Source organism: Croceifilum oryzae, from assembly GCF_030814315.1.
GTDB classification, from domain to species: domain Bacteria; phylum Bacillota; class Bacilli; order Thermoactinomycetales; family Thermoactinomycetaceae; genus Baia; species Baia oryzae.
The window spans coordinates 17,966-38,089 of record NZ_JAUSUV010000013.1 but is presented as its reverse complement, the minus strand read 5'-3'; the positions used below and the strand labels follow the sequence as shown (position 1 = coordinate 38,089).

At 42.2% G+C, this 20,124-nt stretch carries 18 protein-coding genes; 17 read left to right on the top strand and 1 reads right to left on the bottom strand.

Annotation, left to right across the window (positions count from 1 at the left end; all coding sequences use genetic code 11):
* Positions 1-75: 75 nt before the first annotated feature.
* From J2Z48_RS13415 to J2Z48_RS13345, 15 genes are all read left to right on the top strand, one after another.
* A complete protein-coding gene (locus J2Z48_RS13415) occupies positions 76-1,509 on the top strand; it encodes a putative amidoligase domain-containing protein (protein ID WP_307254312.1) in 1,434 nt (477 codons plus the stop codon).
* Between the two features lie 111 nt (positions 1,510-1,620).
* A complete protein-coding gene (mutS, locus tag J2Z48_RS13410; RefSeq protein ID WP_307254311.1) occupies positions 1,621-4,374 on the top strand; it encodes a DNA mismatch repair protein MutS in 2,754 nt (917 codons plus the stop codon).
* 71 nt (positions 4,375-4,445) lie between these two features.
* Entirely contained in the window at positions 4,446-6,410 is a 1,965-nt protein-coding gene (mutL, locus tag J2Z48_RS13405; RefSeq protein WP_307254310.1) for a DNA mismatch repair endonuclease MutL, read from the top strand.
* Positions 6,411-6,664: 254 nt separating this feature from the next.
* Positions 6,665-7,390: a class I SAM-dependent methyltransferase gene (locus J2Z48_RS13400; RefSeq protein ID WP_307254308.1), complete on the top strand. Its 726-nt coding sequence runs from the start codon at positions 6,665-6,667 to the stop codon at positions 7,388-7,390.
* 90 nt (positions 7,391-7,480) lie between these two features.
* Complete coding sequence (locus tag J2Z48_RS13395) at positions 7,481-8,158, top strand: GNAT family N-acetyltransferase (RefSeq protein ID WP_307254307.1); 678 nt, start codon at positions 7,481-7,483, stop codon at positions 8,156-8,158.
* A gap of 26 nt (positions 8,159-8,184) precedes the next feature.
* The gene (gene miaA, locus J2Z48_RS13390) at positions 8,185-9,114 is read left to right on the top strand and encodes a tRNA (adenosine(37)-N6)-dimethylallyltransferase MiaA (protein ID WP_307254305.1); all 930 of its coding nucleotides are present in this window, start codon (positions 8,185-8,187) and stop codon (positions 9,112-9,114) included.
* A gap of 32 nt (positions 9,115-9,146) precedes the next feature.
* Positions 9,147-9,395, top strand: coding sequence for an RNA chaperone Hfq (hfq, locus tag J2Z48_RS13385; protein ID WP_072329815.1), 249 nt, complete (start codon positions 9,147-9,149; stop codon positions 9,393-9,395).
* A gap of 92 nt (positions 9,396-9,487) precedes the next feature.
* The gene (locus J2Z48_RS13380) at positions 9,488-10,450 is read left to right on the top strand and encodes an AAA family ATPase (RefSeq protein WP_307254301.1); all 963 of its coding nucleotides are present in this window, start codon (positions 9,488-9,490) and stop codon (positions 10,448-10,450) included.
* A 71-nt stretch (positions 10,451-10,521) separates the two neighbouring features.
* Complete coding sequence (gene hflX / locus J2Z48_RS13375) at positions 10,522-11,766, top strand: GTPase HflX (protein ID WP_307254299.1); 1,245 nt, start codon at positions 10,522-10,524, stop codon at positions 11,764-11,766.
* A gap of 88 nt (positions 11,767-11,854) precedes the next feature.
* Complete coding sequence (locus J2Z48_RS13370; protein ID WP_307254297.1) at positions 11,855-11,977, top strand: hypothetical protein; 123 nt, start codon at positions 11,855-11,857, stop codon at positions 11,975-11,977.
* A 121-nt stretch (positions 11,978-12,098) separates the two neighbouring features.
* Positions 12,099-13,373: a methionine gamma-lyase family protein gene (locus J2Z48_RS13365; RefSeq protein WP_307254296.1), complete on the top strand. Its 1,275-nt coding sequence runs from the start codon at positions 12,099-12,101 to the stop codon at positions 13,371-13,373.
* A gap of 11 nt (positions 13,374-13,384) precedes the next feature.
* Positions 13,385-13,867, top strand: a complete 483-nt coding sequence (locus J2Z48_RS13360) for a DUF456 domain-containing protein (protein ID WP_307254295.1) — start codon at positions 13,385-13,387, stop codon at positions 13,865-13,867.
* A 126-nt stretch (positions 13,868-13,993) separates the two neighbouring features.
* On the top strand, positions 13,994-14,410 hold the full coding sequence (locus tag J2Z48_RS13355; RefSeq protein WP_307254293.1) for a MerR family transcriptional regulator: 417 nt from the start codon (positions 13,994-13,996) through the stop codon (positions 14,408-14,410).
* Between the two features lie 30 nt (positions 14,411-14,440).
* Positions 14,441-15,778 (top strand): type I glutamate--ammonia ligase, encoded by a 1,338-nt coding sequence (glnA, locus tag J2Z48_RS13350; protein WP_370872933.1) that lies wholly within the window; start codon positions 14,441-14,443, stop codon positions 15,776-15,778.
* A gap of 320 nt (positions 15,779-16,098) precedes the next feature.
* Positions 16,099-16,575, top strand: a complete 477-nt coding sequence (locus tag J2Z48_RS13345; RefSeq protein WP_307254291.1) for a glutathione peroxidase — start codon at positions 16,099-16,101, stop codon at positions 16,573-16,575.
* A gap of 41 nt (positions 16,576-16,616) precedes the next feature.
* On the opposite strand, the gene J2Z48_RS13340 is transcribed toward J2Z48_RS13345, so the two are convergent.
* Positions 16,617-17,801 (bottom strand): CapA family protein, encoded by a 1,185-nt coding sequence (locus J2Z48_RS13340; protein ID WP_307254289.1) that lies wholly within the window; start codon positions 17,799-17,801, stop codon positions 16,617-16,619.
* A 179-nt stretch (positions 17,802-17,980) separates the two neighbouring features.
* Here J2Z48_RS13340 and asnS point away from each other — a divergent pair, with 179 nt between their 5' ends.
* Complete coding sequence (asnS, locus tag J2Z48_RS13335; RefSeq protein WP_307254287.1) at positions 17,981-19,276, top strand: asparagine--tRNA ligase; 1,296 nt, start codon at positions 17,981-17,983, stop codon at positions 19,274-19,276.
* A 125-nt stretch (positions 19,277-19,401) separates the two neighbouring features.
* The gene (locus J2Z48_RS13330) at positions 19,402-20,124 is read left to right on the top strand and encodes a DnaD domain protein (protein WP_307254286.1); all 723 of its coding nucleotides are present in this window, start codon (positions 19,402-19,404) and stop codon (positions 20,122-20,124) included.

Sequence of the window (20,124 nt, the reverse complement as noted above, 5' to 3'; positions counted from 1 at the left end):
ACCAATGGATTTAGTGTTTACCGTATAAAAGGCATAAAAGGTAGCCATGGGTGGTGCGTAGAAAGGGGAAAGGTTATGGGAGCCGTTACCCTACCATTAGATGCAAAGGAATCTGAACAAGAAGAACTGCAAGGTCTTCGCGAACAACTTGTCAGTGTTGATCACAGGTTTGCGCCTTCCATCCTTTTGGAGACGACCGACGATCAGATCCATATATCTGGGGCGATACGTACGTCTTCAACGTTCTACACATTAAACAACGAAAAACAAGTAGAGAAACTAAAAAGTGCAAAACAACATAATGACATTCTTCAATTACATGGGATTCAGGTGGTAGGCAGTAGCCGGCAGTTTCTTCGTGAATATGTGTTTAGTATTTTTCAGACGAAAGTACTTAGTGTGTATCGATCTAAAGAGACGAGTGTTTGGTTAAGTCAGTCCAAGAAAAAGCAAAAAGTGAAGAAAAAAACATATGTAAGGGTTACAGATCCAGATAATGATCGGGAAATCAGACGAGTGCAGAAGATAGCAGTGAGGGCTTTATATGCAACGGGATTGGATTATGGCATGGTAACATGCGGAGTGGGTACTAGTAAAAAGATATCGATTGTTCAGGTTGATCCGAGTCCTAAGCTAAATGAAGATCTAGAGAGACTCTTTATTAAAGCTGTATCTGATTATCGCAAAAGGCTTAGGAAGTCGAGCACTTCAGTGAAAACGATTATGCTAGGTGCTGATCCTGAATTTATTATGGTTACTCCGAAAGGAAGTTTGATTGTCGCATCAAAATATTTTCCGATTCAAGGGAAAATAGGGTGTGATGCGGCATGGTTAGGAGATAATCGAAGTCATAAACCGATAGTGGAGCTCAGGCCAGATCCTACGACAGATCCTCTGCGATTAAGTGTTCGTGTCTATCAGTGTTTGTTACATGCTGCGAAGAAGGTACAGCATGTGCAGTGTAAGTGGTTAGCAGGAGCTCTCCCTTACCCGAAATACCCGATAGGTGGTCATGTTCACTTTAGTGGGATTGAGCCTAGTTTCCAATTGCTTCGGGCTTTAGATAATTACTTGGCTTTGCCGCTAGTAGTATGCGAAGATCCTAGAGGGAAAGACCGACGTCCTAAATATGGATTCCTCGGAGATTATCGCATGCAGGAACATGGTGGCTTTGAATATCGCACCCCGCCTAGTTGGTTAATAACCCCTACTCTGACTAAAGGTGTGCTGGTTTTGTCAAAAATAATTGCCGGTAATTTCGAACAGTTGATGTACAATCCGTTAAGTGATGCCGGTATTCAAAAGGCTTACTATGATGGAAATAAAGCAGTGCTAAAAGAATGGATTCCAGATCTATGGCAAGATATTAAGCGTTTAGATGATTATGAAGCATATCAAAATGTGGTTGATGAGTTTTTTTCATTCATCCAGCAAGGAAAGACGTGGGATGAGTCATTGGACCTACGGAAAGCTTGGAGACTCCCTCCGTATCATGCAAAGAAAAGGTAACATAAGGCATTGAAGGGAACCTATGGTACGTTATAGTTGTTCCCTTTTTCTATGCATGTTACAATAAGTAAGATATAGAATTGATAGAATAATAGCCGGAGGAAGAGAAATTTGGCTAAATATACTCCGATGATTGAACAATACCTTAAGATTAAGGCCCAAGCCCCCGATGCCTTTTTATTTTTTCGCTTAGGGGATTTCTATGAGTTATTTTTTGAAGATGCTCAATTAGCTGCAGAAGAACTAGAGATTACATTGACAGGGCGCGGTGGAGGAACAGAAGAGCGAATTCCGATGTGCGGAGTTCCGTATCATTCTGCTAGTACCTATATCGAACGCCTAATTGAAAAAGGTTATAAAGTCGCTATTTGTGAACAGGTAGAAGATCCATCTTCTGCAAAAGGGGTCGTTCGGAGAGAGATTATCCGTTTCGTCACCCCAGGAACTGTGATGGAAGAATCGATGCTGACGGATCAAGAAAATAACTTTCTTGTAACGGTTGTGCAGAGTCATTCTCTATATGGTTTATCGGCTGTGGACTTATCAACTGGTGAGATTCATCTTACTGAATTACAAGATTTGTCTTCGCTATTAGATGAAATCTTGTCATATCAGCCAAAAGAATTATTAGTTGAAGATGCTTTATTAGATCGAGAAGATATAGGGACGATGTTGCAAAAGCGATATCGTGTCATGGTTACACCGTTTTCTGTGGAAGAGTCGCAATTTGAGGATCTTCTGAAGAAGGTGGAGAGCCAGTTTCCTACTTTTCATCAAGAATGCTCAACTGTTGGCTTGAAAAAAGGATTAGTTACTCTATATGCTTATCTACAAAATACGCAGAAACGTTCCTTAGGCCATCTGCAAAGGCTTCATCGATACGATGCTAAGCAGTATATGATGTTGGATGAAGTGGCTCGTCGTAATTTGGAATTGACGATTACGATGGGAGAAGGGAAGAAGCGTGGTTCCCTCTTAGGATTATTAGATCAATCGGTTACGGCTATGGGAAGCAGGCTATTAAAAAAATGGTTGGACAAGCCGCTACTTCGGTTAGAAGAGATTCAGAACCGACAAGATGTCGTAGCTGCCTATCTGGAACATTTATTATTATTAGATGATGTTCGGGTTCAGTTAAAGAATGTATACGACTTGGAACGTTTAGCCGCCCGGATTTCATACGGATCTGCTACGGCTCGTGATTTGGTGGCGCTCCATCGTTCGTTGGCTGCGATCCCTGATTTAAAAGATTTGTTACGTCAGTTGCCGTCAAAACGGATTCACTCCCTTCTAGTAGAGATAGATGAGTGCGTAGATTTACAGACATACATATCAAAGGCGATTGTGGCAGAACCCCCTCTCTCTGTAAAAGAAGGAGGCATCATTCAGACCGGATATCACGAACAGCTGGATCAGTATCGCGATGTTCAAAAGAATGGAAAGCAGTGGATTGCTACTTTAGAGCAACAAGAGCGTAATCGAACAGGGATTAAGTCTCTCAAGATTGGTTATAACCGTATATTTGGTTACTATATCGAGATTTCTCGCTCGAATTTACGAAATCTTCCAGAAGGATTATATGAACGAAAACAAACTCTGGCCAACGCGGAACGGTTTATTACTCCTGAGCTAAAACAGAAAGAACAATTGATCCTCGACGCGTCTGAGAAGTCGATGGACTTGGAGTATGAGTTGTTTTGTGGGGTAAGAAATCATCTAGCTACACATGTAGGACGACTTCAGAAGCTGGCAGAGCAGGTGGCTGAATTAGATGTACTACATGCATTTGCGAAGGTTTCTGCTGAAGGACAGTATGTGCGTCCAGAGGTGCATGAAGGAGATGAAATGGTAGTCGTTGCAGGGCGACATCCAGTGGTTGAAGCACTTGCACGCGATGATCAGGAGTTTATCGCCAATGATGTAGAACTGAATCATCAATCTCGCGAATTGTATCTCATTACGGGACCGAATATGGCTGGGAAATCGACCTACATGAGACAAGTGGCTCTGATTACGATTTTAAGTCAGATTGGATGCTTTGTTCCCGCTCAGTCTGCACGGATTCCGTTAACAGACCGGATCTTTACGCGAATCGGAGCCGCAGATGATTTAGTAGGTGGGCGAAGTACATTTATGGTGGAGATGGCCGAGACGTGTCAAGCACTTCGAGAAGCGACATCCCGTAGTTTGATTCTACTAGATGAAGTAGGAAGAGGGACATCCACCTATGATGGCTTAGCTCTTGCGCATGCCATTGTCGAATATATTCATGATCATGTGGGAGCGAAGACTCTATTCTCCACTCACTATCATGAGCTAACACAACTAGACCAAAAGCTGGAACGTCTTGTAAATGTACATGCAAAATGTATTGAGAAAGACGGAAAAGTCGTGTTCCTACATCGCATTGTCTCAGGTGGAGCGGATCGAAGCTATGGAATTCACGTTGCTGAGTTAGCTGGACTGCCTACTACCGTAATCCAGCGTGCAAAAGTGATCTTAGAGCGACTTGAGGTTGGTAGTACGGAATCCGCTGTTGCTTGTGCCGTTTCAGCTCAAGCTAATGGTCCACATCTCTCAGAAGTTCATGAGGAACCAATGGTATATCAAACAGACGATCCAGATGGACAGCTAAGTTTGTTTGATTTTGGTGGAGCTAAAAAATCACAAGAGCAGGAAGTTGTTCATGAAGCGGAACGAGAAGTAGTAGATACTGAAAAACGATCAGAGCCTAGACTGTCTGTTGGTCGCTCTGTAGCAGAGGAAGAAGTATTATCTGCCGTATTACAGTTTGATCTAATGAATCAAACACCATTTGAAACGATGCAGTTTGTTTTAGAGTTAAAGAAAAAATTATTGAAATAGCTATTTTGGGGGCGGGAAGATGGTAGAAGCCAATCTCTCGTTCCTTTGTTTATAGAGAGGAGGATATGTTCATGGGGAAAATTCGTGTGCTAGATGAGCAGTTGGCGAATCAGATTGCCGCAGGAGAAGTAGTAGAACGCCCTGCTTCCATCGTGAAAGAGTTAGTGGAAAATGCGATTGATGCCAAGGCAGATAAAATTACGGTGCAATTGGAAGAGGGAGGTATCTCGTATATTCGTGTTTCTGATAACGGTTCGGGGATGGAGCGCGAAGATGCAGTCATCGCTTTTGAACGACATGCTACTAGTAAGATTCAGCGTGAGCGCGATTTATTTCAAATTCAGACATTGGGATTTCGCGGGGAAGCATTACCCAGTATTGCATCGGTGTCGAAAGTGGAGCTGAAGACAGCTGAAGATGCTTCCGAACTTGCGACTTTATTAACGATCGAAGGCGGACAGTTATTACGGACCGAAGATACTTCACGCTCCAGAGGAACGGACGTGGTGGTCCGTGACTTGTTTTATAATACTCCGGCTCGTTTGAAATACTTGAAGACCGTCAACACGGAAGTGAGTCAAGTAGCAGATGTTATGGGGAGGCTAGCTCTTTCTTGTCCAGATCTATCGTTTACGCTTATTCACAATGGAAAAGAGCTTTTCCGAACACCTGGAGATGGGAAATTACTTCATGTCATCCATGCCATCTATGGGAAACAGGTTGCTTCCCAGATGATGCAAGTAGGAGGAGAAGATGGTGATTTTCAATTAAGTGGGTTTATCTCGAAGCCTGAGTTGACCAGATCGAATCGTTCCTACCTCTCTATCATCTTAAATGGTCGCTATGTAAGGAGCATTCCGATTTCTCAATCTATCCTGCGGGCATACGGAACGCTCCTTCCAAATGGACGTTATCCCATTGGTGTGGTCCAAATCAAGATGGACCCCAAGTTAGTAGATGTAAATGTTCATCCGACCAAATTAGAAGTTCGTTTGAGCAAGGAACGTGAACTATGTCAATTAATCGAGCAGTCTGTCCAGGGCGCTTTTCATAAGCAACGACTCGTTCCACAGGCTACGGGTGTAGCAACGATAAAAAGTGTCGCATCGAAGCCCGAGCAATCGGAGTTATCTTTTACACCTGTTCGTTCCAATACAGATTGGCAGGTTCAAGAGAGGGCTTCTCTATGGAATGATCATCCACAGGCGCAAAAAGCCCCCACTTTTCCTCTATCTGACCAGAAAAAAGACATCGATTTTAGAGCAGAAGAGAAAAATAAGCTAGAGAGACCCATGATTCAGGAAACATTTTCGTCACTTCCATATGGCAATCAAATGTCGATTCCAGTAGAAGAAAAGGTAGAGCCAGGTTTGCGAGACATGGCGGTGGTAGATAAGCAAGCAGAGTCTCTAGAGATTACGACTGGAGATGAATCAACAGAGACGACTAACTCACGTTTTCCACTACTATTACCGCTGGCTCAAGTACATGGAACTTATATCGTTGCCCAATCGGATGATGGCTTTTATCTAGTAGATCAACACGCCGCCCATGAACGAGTTTATTATGAAATCTTTTATCGCAGAATGGGCGAAAAAAATAGTACACAACAAACGTTGTTAATTCCGTTAACCATTGAATGTACGATTTCAGAAGCGAAGACATTAGAAAATTATTTAGCAGAACTGCAAGATTGGGGCTTGGATTTGGAGCCATTTGGTGGAAATACGTTTATGATTCGGGCCTATCCAAGTTGGTTTCCAAAGGAAAATGAAGTGACTTTGATCCATGAGATCATTCATTACTTGAAGGATCATGGCAAGGTTGATGTGGCAGTGCTACGAGATGCCTCCGCGAAGATGATGTCGTGTAAGGCGGCGATTAAGGCGAATCGTCACCTCAGACACGAAGAGATGGAGTCTCTCTTTCATCAATTATCAGGATGTGAAAATCCGTTTACTTGTCCACATGGACGCCCGATTTTCGTTCATTTCACTACGTATGAGTTAGAAAAAATGTTTAAAAGGGTCATGTAATAACGAAGCCATAGTAATGTTTTAATCCCTTGATAAGCTGTGGTATTAAGGCTTTTCTGAGGATAATCAAAGTAAAATGAGTAATTGAAGCATGGTAGCTATTCATCCCCCATCATGATGGTGGGGGATGAATTATATGAAATGGAACCGATGAACACTAAGAACACATTTTGTTTCAAAGCGAGTGATGTAAAATATTATTTGTAAGCACTTCTTTTCACCCAGACGATGAACTAGTAGAAGAAGCGAAGCAGTTGGCGGGGGAGTTAGCTGTTCCGTATCAAGAACGACATCGCTTATCACTCCCTGGTTTATTTGACCAAGCAGATCGCGATGAAGTGATTTTAATCACGAAAAAAGGCTGGCGCTATGAGCGAAAAGACGGTCATTCTTTTCATTTTCATCCAAATACCTCAGCCCTTAGAATCAAAAACTTAGCTCGTGGCGAATCGGATTCATTGGTGAAATTTGCAGAGCTACAATCAGGGGATCACGTGCTCGACTGTACACTGGGCATGGCTTCTGATGCGATTGTGGCAAGTTATGCTGTTGGTGAATCAGGACGGGTGGTTGGCTTAGAGTCAGAGCCTGTTTTAGCACAGATGGTAAGACAGGGTCTGAAGACCATGATTACGAATCGAACCCGGTTAGATGCCGCGATGAGAAGAGTGGAAGTGATGGGACAAGATTATCGCGATACGCTTCCGAATATGAAAAATGATTCTTTTGACGTGGTTATCTTTGATCCGATGTTTCGTGAAACCATTAAAACCTCTTCTGCGATGCAAGTGTTAAAACCGCTTGCCAACCCTGTAGCACTTGATCAAGAATCGGTACAACACGCTGTTCGCGTTGCTAGGCGGTTGGTTATGCTAAAAGAGAGACCCGGCAGTGGAGAGTTCGAGCGATTAGGATTTACGATTGTAAAAGAGTCTTCGCAATTTGCTTGGGGAGTTATACGAAAATCTGATTCACCATAAGTTGTTTATATAGACAAGTTTGCTGTGCAAACAAAATTGGAAGAATAGAGGGCTCAACCATAGTCCTCTATTTTATTAAGGGGATTCAAAGTGGATATTACATGGAAAGAGCTTACTTCTGAGGATCAAATCTTCATTCAAAAAGCATTTGAGATTTATGATCAATCATTCCCCGATGAAGTGAGGGAGCCACACGATGTATTTTATCGGGGTCTATCAAGCCAAACATCTTCCTTTCCAGACTCCTATACCTTTCTAGTAGGATATCAAAATGAGAGTGAAATCTGTTCTCTTGCGACTGCCCATTATTTCTCCAACATAAATATGGGCTTTATTGTATATCTTGCAACGAATCCACACATAAGAAGCCATGGGATAGGGAGTATGACTCTAAAGAAAATAGAGGAGATTCTGATGGATGGTGCAAAAAGAGCAGGATATCATTCCTTAAAAGGAATTGTACTGGAGACAGAGAAAGAAGAATTTGCACATACAGAGCTTGAGAAACAGACTTGCGCTCGGAGAAATCGTTTTTTTGAAAAGAATCAATTTGTGAATCTGGTCAACGTCACCTATCTACAGCCGCCATTAAAACAAGGAGATCCATCTGTACCGCTACATTTATTTCTGAAACAAGGTAAGGAAATGATTCTCGGTTCTGAGATTGAAAGGTTGATCGAAGAAATATTTCAGAAAAAGTACCAAGTAATGAATCAGATACCTGTAAAAGTACTTGAAGAGTGTCAGAAGTTAATGAGAGTCGACTAGGACTTCAGTGGAAAGGGTGTGGTACGATGAAGCCTAATTTGTTGGTGATTGTGGGGCCAACTGCCGTAGGGAAAACATCTCTAAGTTTGGAATTAGCTGGGGAATTTCATGGAGAAATCATATCGGGAGACTCGATGCAAGTATACCGCTATATGAATATTGGGACAGCCAAAGCATCAAAGGAAGAGAGGGAGCTTGTTCCTCATCATCTCATTGATCGATACGATCCTGACTATCCTTTTTCAGTGCAGGAGTTTCAGAGGATTGCTCGAGAGTCGATTGCAGAAGTATCCGGGCGATCTCACCTTCCCATTCTAGTAGGTGGGACAGGCTTATATGTTGACTCGGTTACACATAACTATCTCATGCCAGATGTAAAAGAAAACCCTAGCTTGAGACAAGAGTTAAGAGAGTTAGCAGAAAAAGAAGGAAATGAAGCTCTACATAGACGTTTACAAGAAGTAGATCCAACATCGGCACAAAAATTACATCCAAACGATCAGAAACGGTTAATACGGGCTTTAGAGGTATATGATCAGACAGGTCAGTCGATCTCACAACTTAGTAAAAAGGGAGAGTCGCCTTATCGTTCTTTATGGATTGGTCTAACCATGCCAAGGGAATTACTGTACGAACGAATTAATCTGCGCGTTGATTTGATGATAGAGCAGGGGCTTGTAGAAGAGGTACAGTTGTTACGTCAAAAGGGATACCAAAGGACGGCTACTTCGATGCATGCGATCGGTTATAAGGAGATTTATCGGTATCTCGATGGAGAGTGGTCTTTAGATGCTGCTATTGAACAGATTAAAAAAGGATCTCGTAATTATGCGAAACGTCAACTCTCCTGGTTTAGGAGATCGAATGAGATTCTTTGGTATGATGTAACGAAAAAAGGAATCTTTGAAGAAATTAAAGAGCAAGTGGCAGGAAAGTTTCCGGAGTACAGAGAATAAATACCTTACTGATAACATAGGAGGTACTTACTTTGAAACAAGCCATTAATATTCAAGATACATTTTTGAATCAGATCCGAAAAGAATCGGTACCCGTAACCATCTATTTAATGAATGGATTTCAGTTAAGAGGTGTCATTAGAGGTTTTGATAACTTTACGATTGTGATCGATAGCGAAGGTAAACAACAAATGGTTTATAAGCATGCGATCTCTACGTTTACCCCAGCACGGCCCGTATCCCTTATGTCTCAAGAAGATAAAGAAGTAGAAGTCAAGTGAGAATTCATCACTTGGCTTTTTTCTATTATCACCAATAAATGGGCATATGCGTATATATAGACAGAACAAATAGCCCAGATGAGGTGAACTTCATGAGCAGGAGAGTCCTTGAGGTGCAAGATGAGAAACATCGAATCCAAATCGTGTTTGATCGAAAACAGAGCGCTGCTACCTGTTCCCTTCCTGCTTGGCAAGAGGAAACGCCTGTCGGTTTAAAGAAGTGTTTCGATCAATTGGATCAATTAGTAGGATTGACCCAAGTGAAGGCATTTGTAAAAGAAATATATGCATGGCTGGAAATCGGTAAGCGAAGGCAAGCCGCTGGTTTAAGTAGTGAACAGCAAGTTCTCCACATGGTCTTTACTGGGAATCCCGGAACAGGTAAGACAACGGTAGCTAGGATTATGAGCGGTTTGTTTCGGGAGATGGGCATGTTGTCAAAAGGTCATTTAGTGGAGGTAGAGCGAGCTGATTTAGTAGGAGAGTATATCGGACATACTGCTCAGAAGACCAGAGAGCATGTAAATAAAGCACTTGGTGGAATCTTATTTATTGATGAGGCGTATTCATTAGCTCGTGGTGGGGAAAAAGATTTTGGGAAAGAAGCGATTGATACCCTTGTAAAAGCAATGGAGGATCATAAGAATGATTTTATCTTGATTCTAGCAGGATATTCATGGGAAATGAGTAATTTCTTAAGCTCAAACCCTGGTTTACCTTCTCGTTTTCCTGTCCAGCTTGAGTTTTCTGATTTTCCAATTCAACAGCTACTTGAAATTGCTGAATGCATGACGAATGAGAGACAGTATCGTTTATCCGTTGCGGCGAAAGAGAAGTTACGAAGCCATGTGCAACGCGAAATGGAGCGTTTAGATCGTCCATTTGGAAATGCCCGTTATATACGCAATTCGATTGAGCAGGCCGTTCGCCAACATGCTGTTCGGTTGTTGCAAATGCCTTATGCAAATCGAAATGATTTAATGACCTTGCGTTCAGATGACTTTCAGTTAGACGAGGTTGAAAAGAAAACACCTATTCACTCATGGTATAATTAAACTTATTTTATTGTCTGTTGGAAGGATGGATACCAATCGAAGGAATCGTAGAGAGAGAACGAGCCATACTTGTGAGTTGCGGCTCTAAGTTGCATGAATGGGAGCTTCGTTCTTCTTTGGAAGAATTAGCAGGCCTAGCGGATACAGCTCATGCAGAGGTAATTGAACAAGTGATTCAGTTCCGTGATCGCAAGGATCGTGCGTGGTTGGTCGGAAAAGGAAAAGCAGAAGAAATCGCCCAGTTAGTAGAGGATCTAGAGGCCGACTTGGTCATTTTTGATCAAGAGCTAATTCCCTCCCAAATTAAGCATTTAGAAGAACTTATCGATGCGAAAGTCATTGATCGGACGCAGTTAATCCTCGATATATTTGCCGGGCGTGCGCAGACGAAAGAAGGTCGCCTTCAAGTTGAACTAGCTCAGCTCCAATATATGCTACCGAGACTGGTGGGAAAACGGAAAGAGCTATCTAGATTAGGGGGCGGCATTGGAACTCGAGGTCCGGGTGAGAAGAAGCTTGAAACCGATCGAAGACATATCAGACGTCAAATTGATATTTTGAAACATGACTTAGAAGAAGTACGCAAACATCGTCAGTTGCACCAAGCAAGGCGAAAGAAGCAAGCAGTGACACAGGTATCCCTCGTAGGTTATACAAATGCAGGAAAGTCTACGTTACTCAATCAGTTAACGGAGTCGAAGGTGTTAGCAGAGGATAAATTATTTGCTACCTTGGATCCAACATCGCGTAAACTAGATCTTTCTAGTGGGCAAGAGGTTCTGTTGACTGATACAGTTGGTTTTATCCGCAATCTTCCACACCAACTAGTAGCGTCTTTTCGGAGTACCCTTGAGCAGGTGACAGAAGCTGATTTATTACTACATGTGGTAGATGCGAGCCATCCTGAATCATCGGAACAAATGAAGGTAGTGGAAGAGGTGCTCGAAGAATTGGGTGCTGCCCATATTCCGACACTGATTGTTTTTAATAAAGTGGATCAAATGACGGATCGATCGATTCGAGAAGAATCGGAAGAGCTAGAAGGCAATCGAATTATGATTTCCGCGTTTAATCAGTCTGATTTAGAGAGGCTCAAAGCCAAAGTAGAAGAGATTCTCTATCAAAATGACTTTAAAGGAACGGTTTCATTCTCTGTTGAGAAGGGAGACTGGATTTCTGCGCTTTATCGTCATGCAGAAATCTTACATAGTGAGACAGAGGATTTGGAGATTTCCTTTCAATATCGTCTTCCAAGGAACAAATTGAACTCTCTTCCAAGGGATTTGCAAGAGAGATTACAATTGAGTAATAAGTAAGTAATAGGGTTTGTTTGTTGAGTAACCGATAGTAGGTTAGCCCGGGGCATGTATCTGCCCACAGCTCAAATAGTAAGCCCACGAGGATGTGGAAAAGCAAGTCCGCTTTGTCCTTCTTCGCTTCGGGCAAGTGGCAAAACTCGCAAAGAGCGCTCAAACATTGCCACAAAACGCCCTAGCTACGAAGGACTACGCTAGGCAGGCTTACTAACATCGCAGTAGTCAGATACATTGCCCCTAGTCTATCTCATCTCTATTATGGTGATCAATGGTGTTTTTGGTTCATAAACAGACTTCAAAGATAGTATAAATACACAAGAGAAATGGTGTAAATGATGAAGCTAAAGCATGCAACGTGGATTCAGGAATTACAGTCGAGTGTTGTGAAACAGATTCAACCTATAATCAATCAAATCGAAGAACGCGTCGATATGCATCAGTGGCGCGTTCTTGATGCGTTTCGTAAACATGCTGTGAGCGACTATCATCTCCATTCGTCTACAGGATATGGGTACGATGATGTAGGTAGGGAAGTGTTTGAACGAATTTTTGCTGACTTGTTTGGTGCTGAGATGGCGTTGGTCAGATCGAATATTATCTCGGGTACCCATGCGATTGCGAGCAGTTTATACGGAAATCTACGCCCGGGGGAAGAGTTGATTTATCTCACGGGAACTCCTTATGACACATTACATAAAGTGATTGGGAAAGAGGGGGATGGAACAGGCTCTTTGGCGGACTATGGGATTCGGTATCGAGAAATTCCTTTGCTTGAGGGTGGAGAAATCGATTGGGATGCATTTAGGCAATCTGTTAGTGAGCGTACGAAGGTAGTTGCGATTCAGCGCTCTCGTGGCTATGCGGATCGTCCTTCTTTTACTATCGCGAGGATTCAAGATATGATTACGCAAATTAGGGAGATAGCACCTCAAGCGGTCATTTTTGTGGACAACTGTTATGGAGAGTTTGTAGAGGAGATGGAGCCGACGCATGTAGGAGCTGATATTGTGGCGGGTTCGCTCATTAAAAATCCCGGTGGCGGCTTGGCGAAATCAGGTGGATATATGGTAGGGAAGAAGGAGTTCGTCGAAAAGGCAGCTTCACGCCTCGTTGCTCCGGGTATAGGGGTAGAAGGTGGAGCGACTTATGGTTATCAACGTGATTATTACCAAGGACTGTTTTTAGCGCCTCATGTAGTAGGAGAAGCATTAAAAGGTGTCGTATTTGCTTCAGCTATGTTAAAAGAAGTGGGCTTTCATACTACGCCTAGTTGGGACGAGCTACGAACGGATATTATTCAGCAAATTCGATTGGGAAGCGCTGATTTATTGATTGCTTTTTGCCAAGGAATCCAAAGTGCTAGTCCGGTGGATGCACACATCACTCCGATTCCGGCGGCGATGCCAGGCTATCAAGATCCTGTGATCATGGCAGCTGGAACATTTGTCCAAGGGGCGAGTATTGAATTATCTGCTGATGGACCGCTTCGTGAGCCTTATATCGCTTTTCTTCAAGGTGGGCTTACCTACTCACATGTAAAAATTGCAATCATGCAGGCATTGGATCGTATGAAAACAACGGGTTCACTCCCAGAGAAAATGGAATAAGGAGGATATATGTGGTAACGATAACGGTTGTATGGATTATTATCATTGCGTTGTTTGCTTTGGCTTTCTTAGGCTTGGTATTTCCGGTCTTGCCAGATGTCCCTTTGCTGATGGCTGGTTTTGCGATGTACCACTTTTTTGTGGATAATCAAGCACTAGGGCTATGGTTTTGGATCATTACCAGTATTGTGATGGTGTTAAGCTTTCTGGTCGACAATTTTGCTAGTGGGATTGCGGCTAAGCGAGCAGGTGGATCGAGTGGTTCGTTTTGGGCGGCGGCGCTTGGAGCAATTGTGTTCTCGCTCTTTCTAGGGCCACTTGGAGTCATAGTAGGTCCTTTCGTTTTTGTTTTTGTAGTGGAGTGGATTCGTACTCAAGATTTCAAAAAAGCTTTTTCCATCGGGATCAGTACATTGATTGGTTTTATCGGCGGCATGTTGGTGAAACTGATTATTTTAATTGCGTTGATCGTATGGTTTTTTGTCTTAATTTAAACGTGGTCGAGCATAAAAAGTTTTTATGTTAACTTTCCTTACATATCTTGACATGAATCCTAACACAGCATAAAATGAATGTAATTGAATCACCTAACTCCTTCTAGAGAAAGGAGGGCCGTCATCATGAATGATGAGATGCGGCGAAATATGCCTTTGTTTCCAATTGGAACCGTAACAAAATTGACTGATCTAACACCACGTCAAGTTCGTTACTATGAGCAACAAGGTTTAATTGAGCCTGAGCGGACAAATGGTAACCAACGCCTATTTTCTTTTAATGATGTAGAACGCTTATTTGAAATTAAATCGTTGATCGAAAAAGGAATTAATCTTGCAGGTGTCAAGGAAATGTTACAGAAAAACCATCAGATTCTAGAAGCACATAAAGAGGTGGAAAAAGCGCAAGCTGAGGTTGTGAAGGTGAAGCAAGAGTTGTCCGAACGAGAATTACGTCGACTACTAAAACGCGATCTCCTGCATCCGAAGCTAGGCCGTACTTCAGAAGTTTACGGTGAATTCTCGCGTTTTTTTCGCAACTAACGTAACTACTTGGAAGGGAGAATGATGGATATGGCACGATTTACGAGAGAGGATATTTTAAAACAAGCGGTTGAACTAAATGTTCAATATATCCGTCTTCAATTTACCGATTTACTTGGAACCATTAAGAACGTAGAGATTCCGCGCAGTCAGCTGGAAAAAGCTTTGGATAATAAAATGATGTTTGACGGATCTTCGATTGAGGGATTTGTTCGCATCGAAGAATCCGATATGTATCTGTATCCAGATCTTGATACATGGGTCGTGTATCCATGGGTTGCAGCAGGCGATTCAAAGGTGGGGGCTCTTACTTGTGATATCTACAACTCAGATGGCACCCCATTTGCAGGAGATCCTCGCGGGATTCTTAAAAAAGTGATGGCAGAAGCGAGAGAGCTTGGCTTTACTTCCTTTAACGTGGGACCAGAGCCAGAATTCTTCCTCTTTAAAACGGATGAGAAAGGGAAGCCCACTCTTGATCTAAATGACCAAGGTGGTTACTTTGACCTAGCGCCGCTTGATCTCGGAGAAAACTGCCGTCGTGATATCGTGCTCACTTTAGAGCAAATGGGCTTTGAGATCGAAGCTTCCCACCACGAAGTGGCTCCTGGACAGCATGAAATCGACTTCAAATATGCGGATGCAATCAAAGCAGCAGACCAAATCCAAACATTTAAATTGGTTGTAAAAAATGTAGCACGTAACTATGGCTTGCATGCAACCTTTATGCCGAAACCGCTATTTGGTGTCAATGGTTCTGGTATGCATTGTCATCAATCTCTCTTCCGTGGAAACGAAAATGCTTTCTATGATGAGAGTGATGAACTAGGTTTATCTGAAACAGCACTTCACTATCTAGCTGGGATCTTAAAGCATGCTCGTGCTTTTACAGCTGTAACCAACCCGCTAATCAATTCGTATAAGCGTTTGGTGCCTGGTTATGAAGCGCCTTGTTATGTAGCTTGGTCTCCGAAAAACCGTAGTCCGTTAGTTCGTGTACCTGCTTCTCGTGGTCTTAGTACCCGGATTGAGGTACGTTCTCCAGACCCAGCCGCAAACCCTTACCTAGCACTCGCTACGATGCTAGCTGCTGGGTTGGATGGGATTAAGAACAAGCTAGCTGCACCTCCACAAACAGACCGCAATATCTATGTGATGGATGAGCAAGAGCGTAGAGATGCAGGGATTGAAAGCTTACCAGCAAACCTATTCGAAGCGATTCAAGAGCTTCAAAACGATTCGGTTATCGCAGATGCACTCGGTGAACATGCACTTAGCCACTTTGTAGAAGCAAAAGAAATTGAATGGGATCTATTCCGCACTACCGTTCATGACTGGGAACGCGAGCAATACATGTCTCTCTATTAAGATAGATGTACAACGAAACCACTTACCCGTGCGTGAACTGCACCCCAATTGTTGGATACAAAAGCCAACAGTTGGAGGTGCTTTTTCTATGGCTAAGTGTATTCAGTAGAAATTAAATGGGAAGCTGTTCAAGCCTATCTCGACGGCGTCGAGTTGTATAAAGACATTGCTAAAAAATATCAACTTTTTGGGTTCACTTCACAGCGTAGGTGGTTTCGTTTTTTATGCAAATGCTATAGTAGCCAGTTTTTTTGCTATCTATTTATCTATGTTTTTTGTTACATTATAGGTAGATATATCTCATAGAATGAGGTGGGCTAATGGACTTTTATCAATTATCTGTTGTCTTATCGAATGGACAAGAAAAGTCATTTGAAGATTATCGTGGAAAAGCGGTTCTATTGGTAAATACGGCTAGTAAATGTGGTTTTACTTCTCAGTACAAAGGGCTTCAAGAATTGTATGAAACGTATCACTCACAAGGTCTAGAAGTAATAGGCTTTCCGTGCAACCAGTTTATGGGGCAAGAGCCTGGCTCAAATGAAGAAATTCAAGAGTTTTGTGAGATAAACTATGGAGTGAAGTTTCCAATTACTGATAAGATTGAGGTAAATGGCTCGGGTGCTCATCCGGTTTTTCAGTATTTGTGCCAGGAAGCAAGTGGGATTTTAGGTGGAGCGATTAAGTGGAATTTCACGAAGTTCTTGGTAGACCGGAGTGGGAATGTAGTAAAGCGTTTTGCTCCTACTACCAAACCAGAAGAATGTAAATCAGAGATCGAGAAGGTATTAAAATAAGCAACAAAAAACAGTTGACGATGAATCAACTGTTTTTTGTTTTATTGTTTTTGAGCTGGATTCGCATAAACAGGGATTGCATTACCCGGACTTACGTGTGAAACGGTGTCATTCCATACAGACTGCCATTTAGACGCGGATAGCCCAGGATAAGGTAAGTTAGTTGCTTCTTGCTTCGGTGTAGGGATAACGGCATATTGCTGTTTGCCATTTGCATTGTATTTATGAACAAAGGTAGGAAGATAGGAAAACTCTTTTAGTTTTACCTGATTGGTTTTGGGATCCTTCTCTAGATCAACATATACAATAATTCCCTCATCGGTATAACGGTCTTTTTGGTTAGAGACAAAGTTCCCCATTGAATAAATGATATATTTCTCTTTTCCATCCACATTCATTTTCTCCATCGGCTGGAGAACGTGAGGATGACTACCGAAGATGACATCCGCTCCTGCTTTAAATACTTTCTCAGCAATCGATTTTTGGCTCGGATTTGGGTTGCGTTGGTATTCGACACCCCAATGGAGGGAGACACAAACTAACTCTGCACCCTCTTTTTTCGCTTGAGCGATATCTTGAGCTATTCCTGTTCCATCTCCAATCAAATTAATCAGATAGGGCTTATCTTGTGGCACAGGTATCCCATTTGTCAGCTCTGTATACGCAAGAAAAGCCACTTTGATTCCGTTCTTCTCCACAATGAGTGGTTTCCGTTTCTCTGCGGAAGGAGAGGTGCCTGTCGTTTGGATTCCACGTTCATTTACGACTTTATGGGTTCGAATGGCTCCGTCTACCCCAGTATCCATAGCATGGTTATTAGATGTGCTGACTACATCAACCCCAGTGTCTTTCAATGCGTCGACGATCTGGTCAGGTGCATTAAACTGTGGGAAACCAGAGTAAGGCTTAGATGGCCCTGCTAATGTCATCTCAAAGTTTCCGATCGCAATATCTGCTTGGCTAACATAAGGTTTGACTTCTTTAAAAAACGAACGGAAGTCGTAGTTGTTTGCACCTATGGCTCCTGCTTTAATTTGTGGTGTATGCATCATGATATCACCAAATGCAGCGATCTGAAGCTTATTGGATGAATTCCCCTTTTGCTCCGTTTTACTTGGCACATCACTGTGGCTCTCGGGAGAGATTGCTGCTTTACCAAATGGGAAAAAGATAACGAATAGGATGACAGCTAAAATAGCCGTGACAATCGGTATAATTCGTTTCAAATGTTTTCCCTCCTTTGCATGTCCGACTTAAGTGTTTAAAAAGCAATATGTCTATTATAGTAGATTTTTTCCCTTCAATTTCTGTCTAAAATAAGAAAATGCTTTGATCGAATGCGTTGACGATGAAATTTTTAGTAGTTTATAATGGAAGGAAGCGTTTTGAGCAGATGGGGGTATTTATGTCAATGATAACAATACGTGAAGTCTCTGCATATGTAGGAAAAGAAGTTACCATTGGGGTATGGATGTATAATAAACGTTCCAGTGGTAAAATTCAATTCTTGCAATTGCGAGATGGGACAGGCACGATTCAAGGAGTTTTGGTACGAAATCAGGTAGCGCCCGAAATTTGGGACGAAGCGAAACTATTGACGATGGAAAGTTCACTTTATGTTACGGGCACGATTCGTCAGGATGATCGGGCTCCTTCGGGCTTTGAGCTAGACGTGACGAGTGTGAAGACCATACAAGTTGCCGAAGAATATCCGATTGCCAAAAAAGAGCATGGCACCGATTTCCTCATGGATCATCGTCATCTTTGGATCCGTTCTGCTCGTCAAGTAGCGATTCTTCGTGTTCGTGCCGAAATCATTCGGGCGATCCAAGTGTTTTTAGATCAAAATGGCTTTACATTAGTAGATCCACCGATCTTAACCCCTTCTTCTTGTGAAGGTACAACTGATTTGTTTCATACCAAATACTTTGATGAAGATGCTTACTTGTCACAAACTGGACAGCTATATGCAGAAGCGGCGGCGATGGCGCTCAATCGGGTGTATTCTTTCGGACCTACATTTCGCGCGGAGAAATCGAAGACGCGTCGTCATTTGATTGAATTCTGGATGATCGAGCCGGAAATGGCTTTTGTGGATCATGAACGGAGCTTAGAATATCAAGAGCAAATGCTAGAGTTTGTAGCTCAATCAGTCTTACAAAACTGTCCAACAGAATTACAAACACTTGAGCGAGATATTTCTAAATTAGAGAAGATTAAAGCTCCATTCCCACGGATTACATATGATGAGGCGATCGAGTTATTACATCGTGAGGGTTTTGAAGACATTCAGTGGGGTGAAGATTTTGGTTCACCTCATGAGACCAAAATTGCCGAAAGCTTTGATAAACCTGTATTTATTACGCATTATCCAACGGAGATTAAATCTTTCTACATGAAACCAGATCCAGAGAGACCTGAAGTGGTACTATGTGCGGATTTGATTGCTCCAGAAGGCTATGGAGAGATTATTGGCGGATCACAGCGGATTGACGATCCGGAGCTATTAGTTGAGCGGTATGAGGAGCATAGTTTGTCCAAAGAGACGTATGCTTGGTATCTAGATCTGCGTAAATATGGAAGTGTTCCTCATTCTGGATTTGGACTGGGACTCGAGAGAACCGTTGCTTGGATTTGTGGCTTAGATCATGTACGTGAAAGCATTCCGTTCCCTCGTATGTTAAACCGTCTTTATCCTTAATAAAGGGGAAAAGAAGCATCTACTAATCGAGTTTCGTGATGTAGATGCTTTTCCTTTTTTCAAGACTATTTTATTAAAGAATTCGTGGTATAGTTAAAGGATGAAGTAAGCGAGGTGGATGTTTCTTGGAACAATCTGGGTCTTTTCAGACAACATTAGTTAATTTTCTGTTACAAGGATCTGTGTCTGTACCCGTCATCCTTTTACAAGAGTATAAGCAGGTTGGTTTAACAGAGAAAGATGTTATGATTCTCATCCATCTAATCAATTTTCAAGAGAAGGAATGGAATCCACTCCCTTCGATTCAATTGCTCGAATCTCGTATGCATATGAGTTATGAAGAGATAAGCAATGCTCTTCATCATATGGTACAACATGGTTTTATTGAATTAGAAGATGTTACGGATGAAAATGGACTTCAATCTGAAAGATATTCGTTAACCCCACTCTACAGACAGCTAGCCGCTAATTATATTGGTCGACAAACACCTGACATAGACGAACAAACAAATGCGTACCAAGGCTTATTTCAATTATTTGAGAGAGAGTTTGGGAGAGCTTTATCGCCGTTTGAGTGTGAGACATTGTCACGGTGGATCGATGAAGATGGATATTCGGACGATTTAATAGAGGCAGCATTACGAGAAGCTGTTTTTTGCGGAAAAGTAAGCTTTCGTTATATTGATCGAATCCTATTGGAATGGGAGAGAAATCAAATTCAAACTTCGGAGCAAGCTTTTGAATATACAAGACGTTTTCGATCAAAAGGAGTTTTGTATAAGCAAATGAAGCCGACAGAGGTGGATGCAGGAAATTTCTCCTTTTATAATTGGGTAAGTCAAGAATAG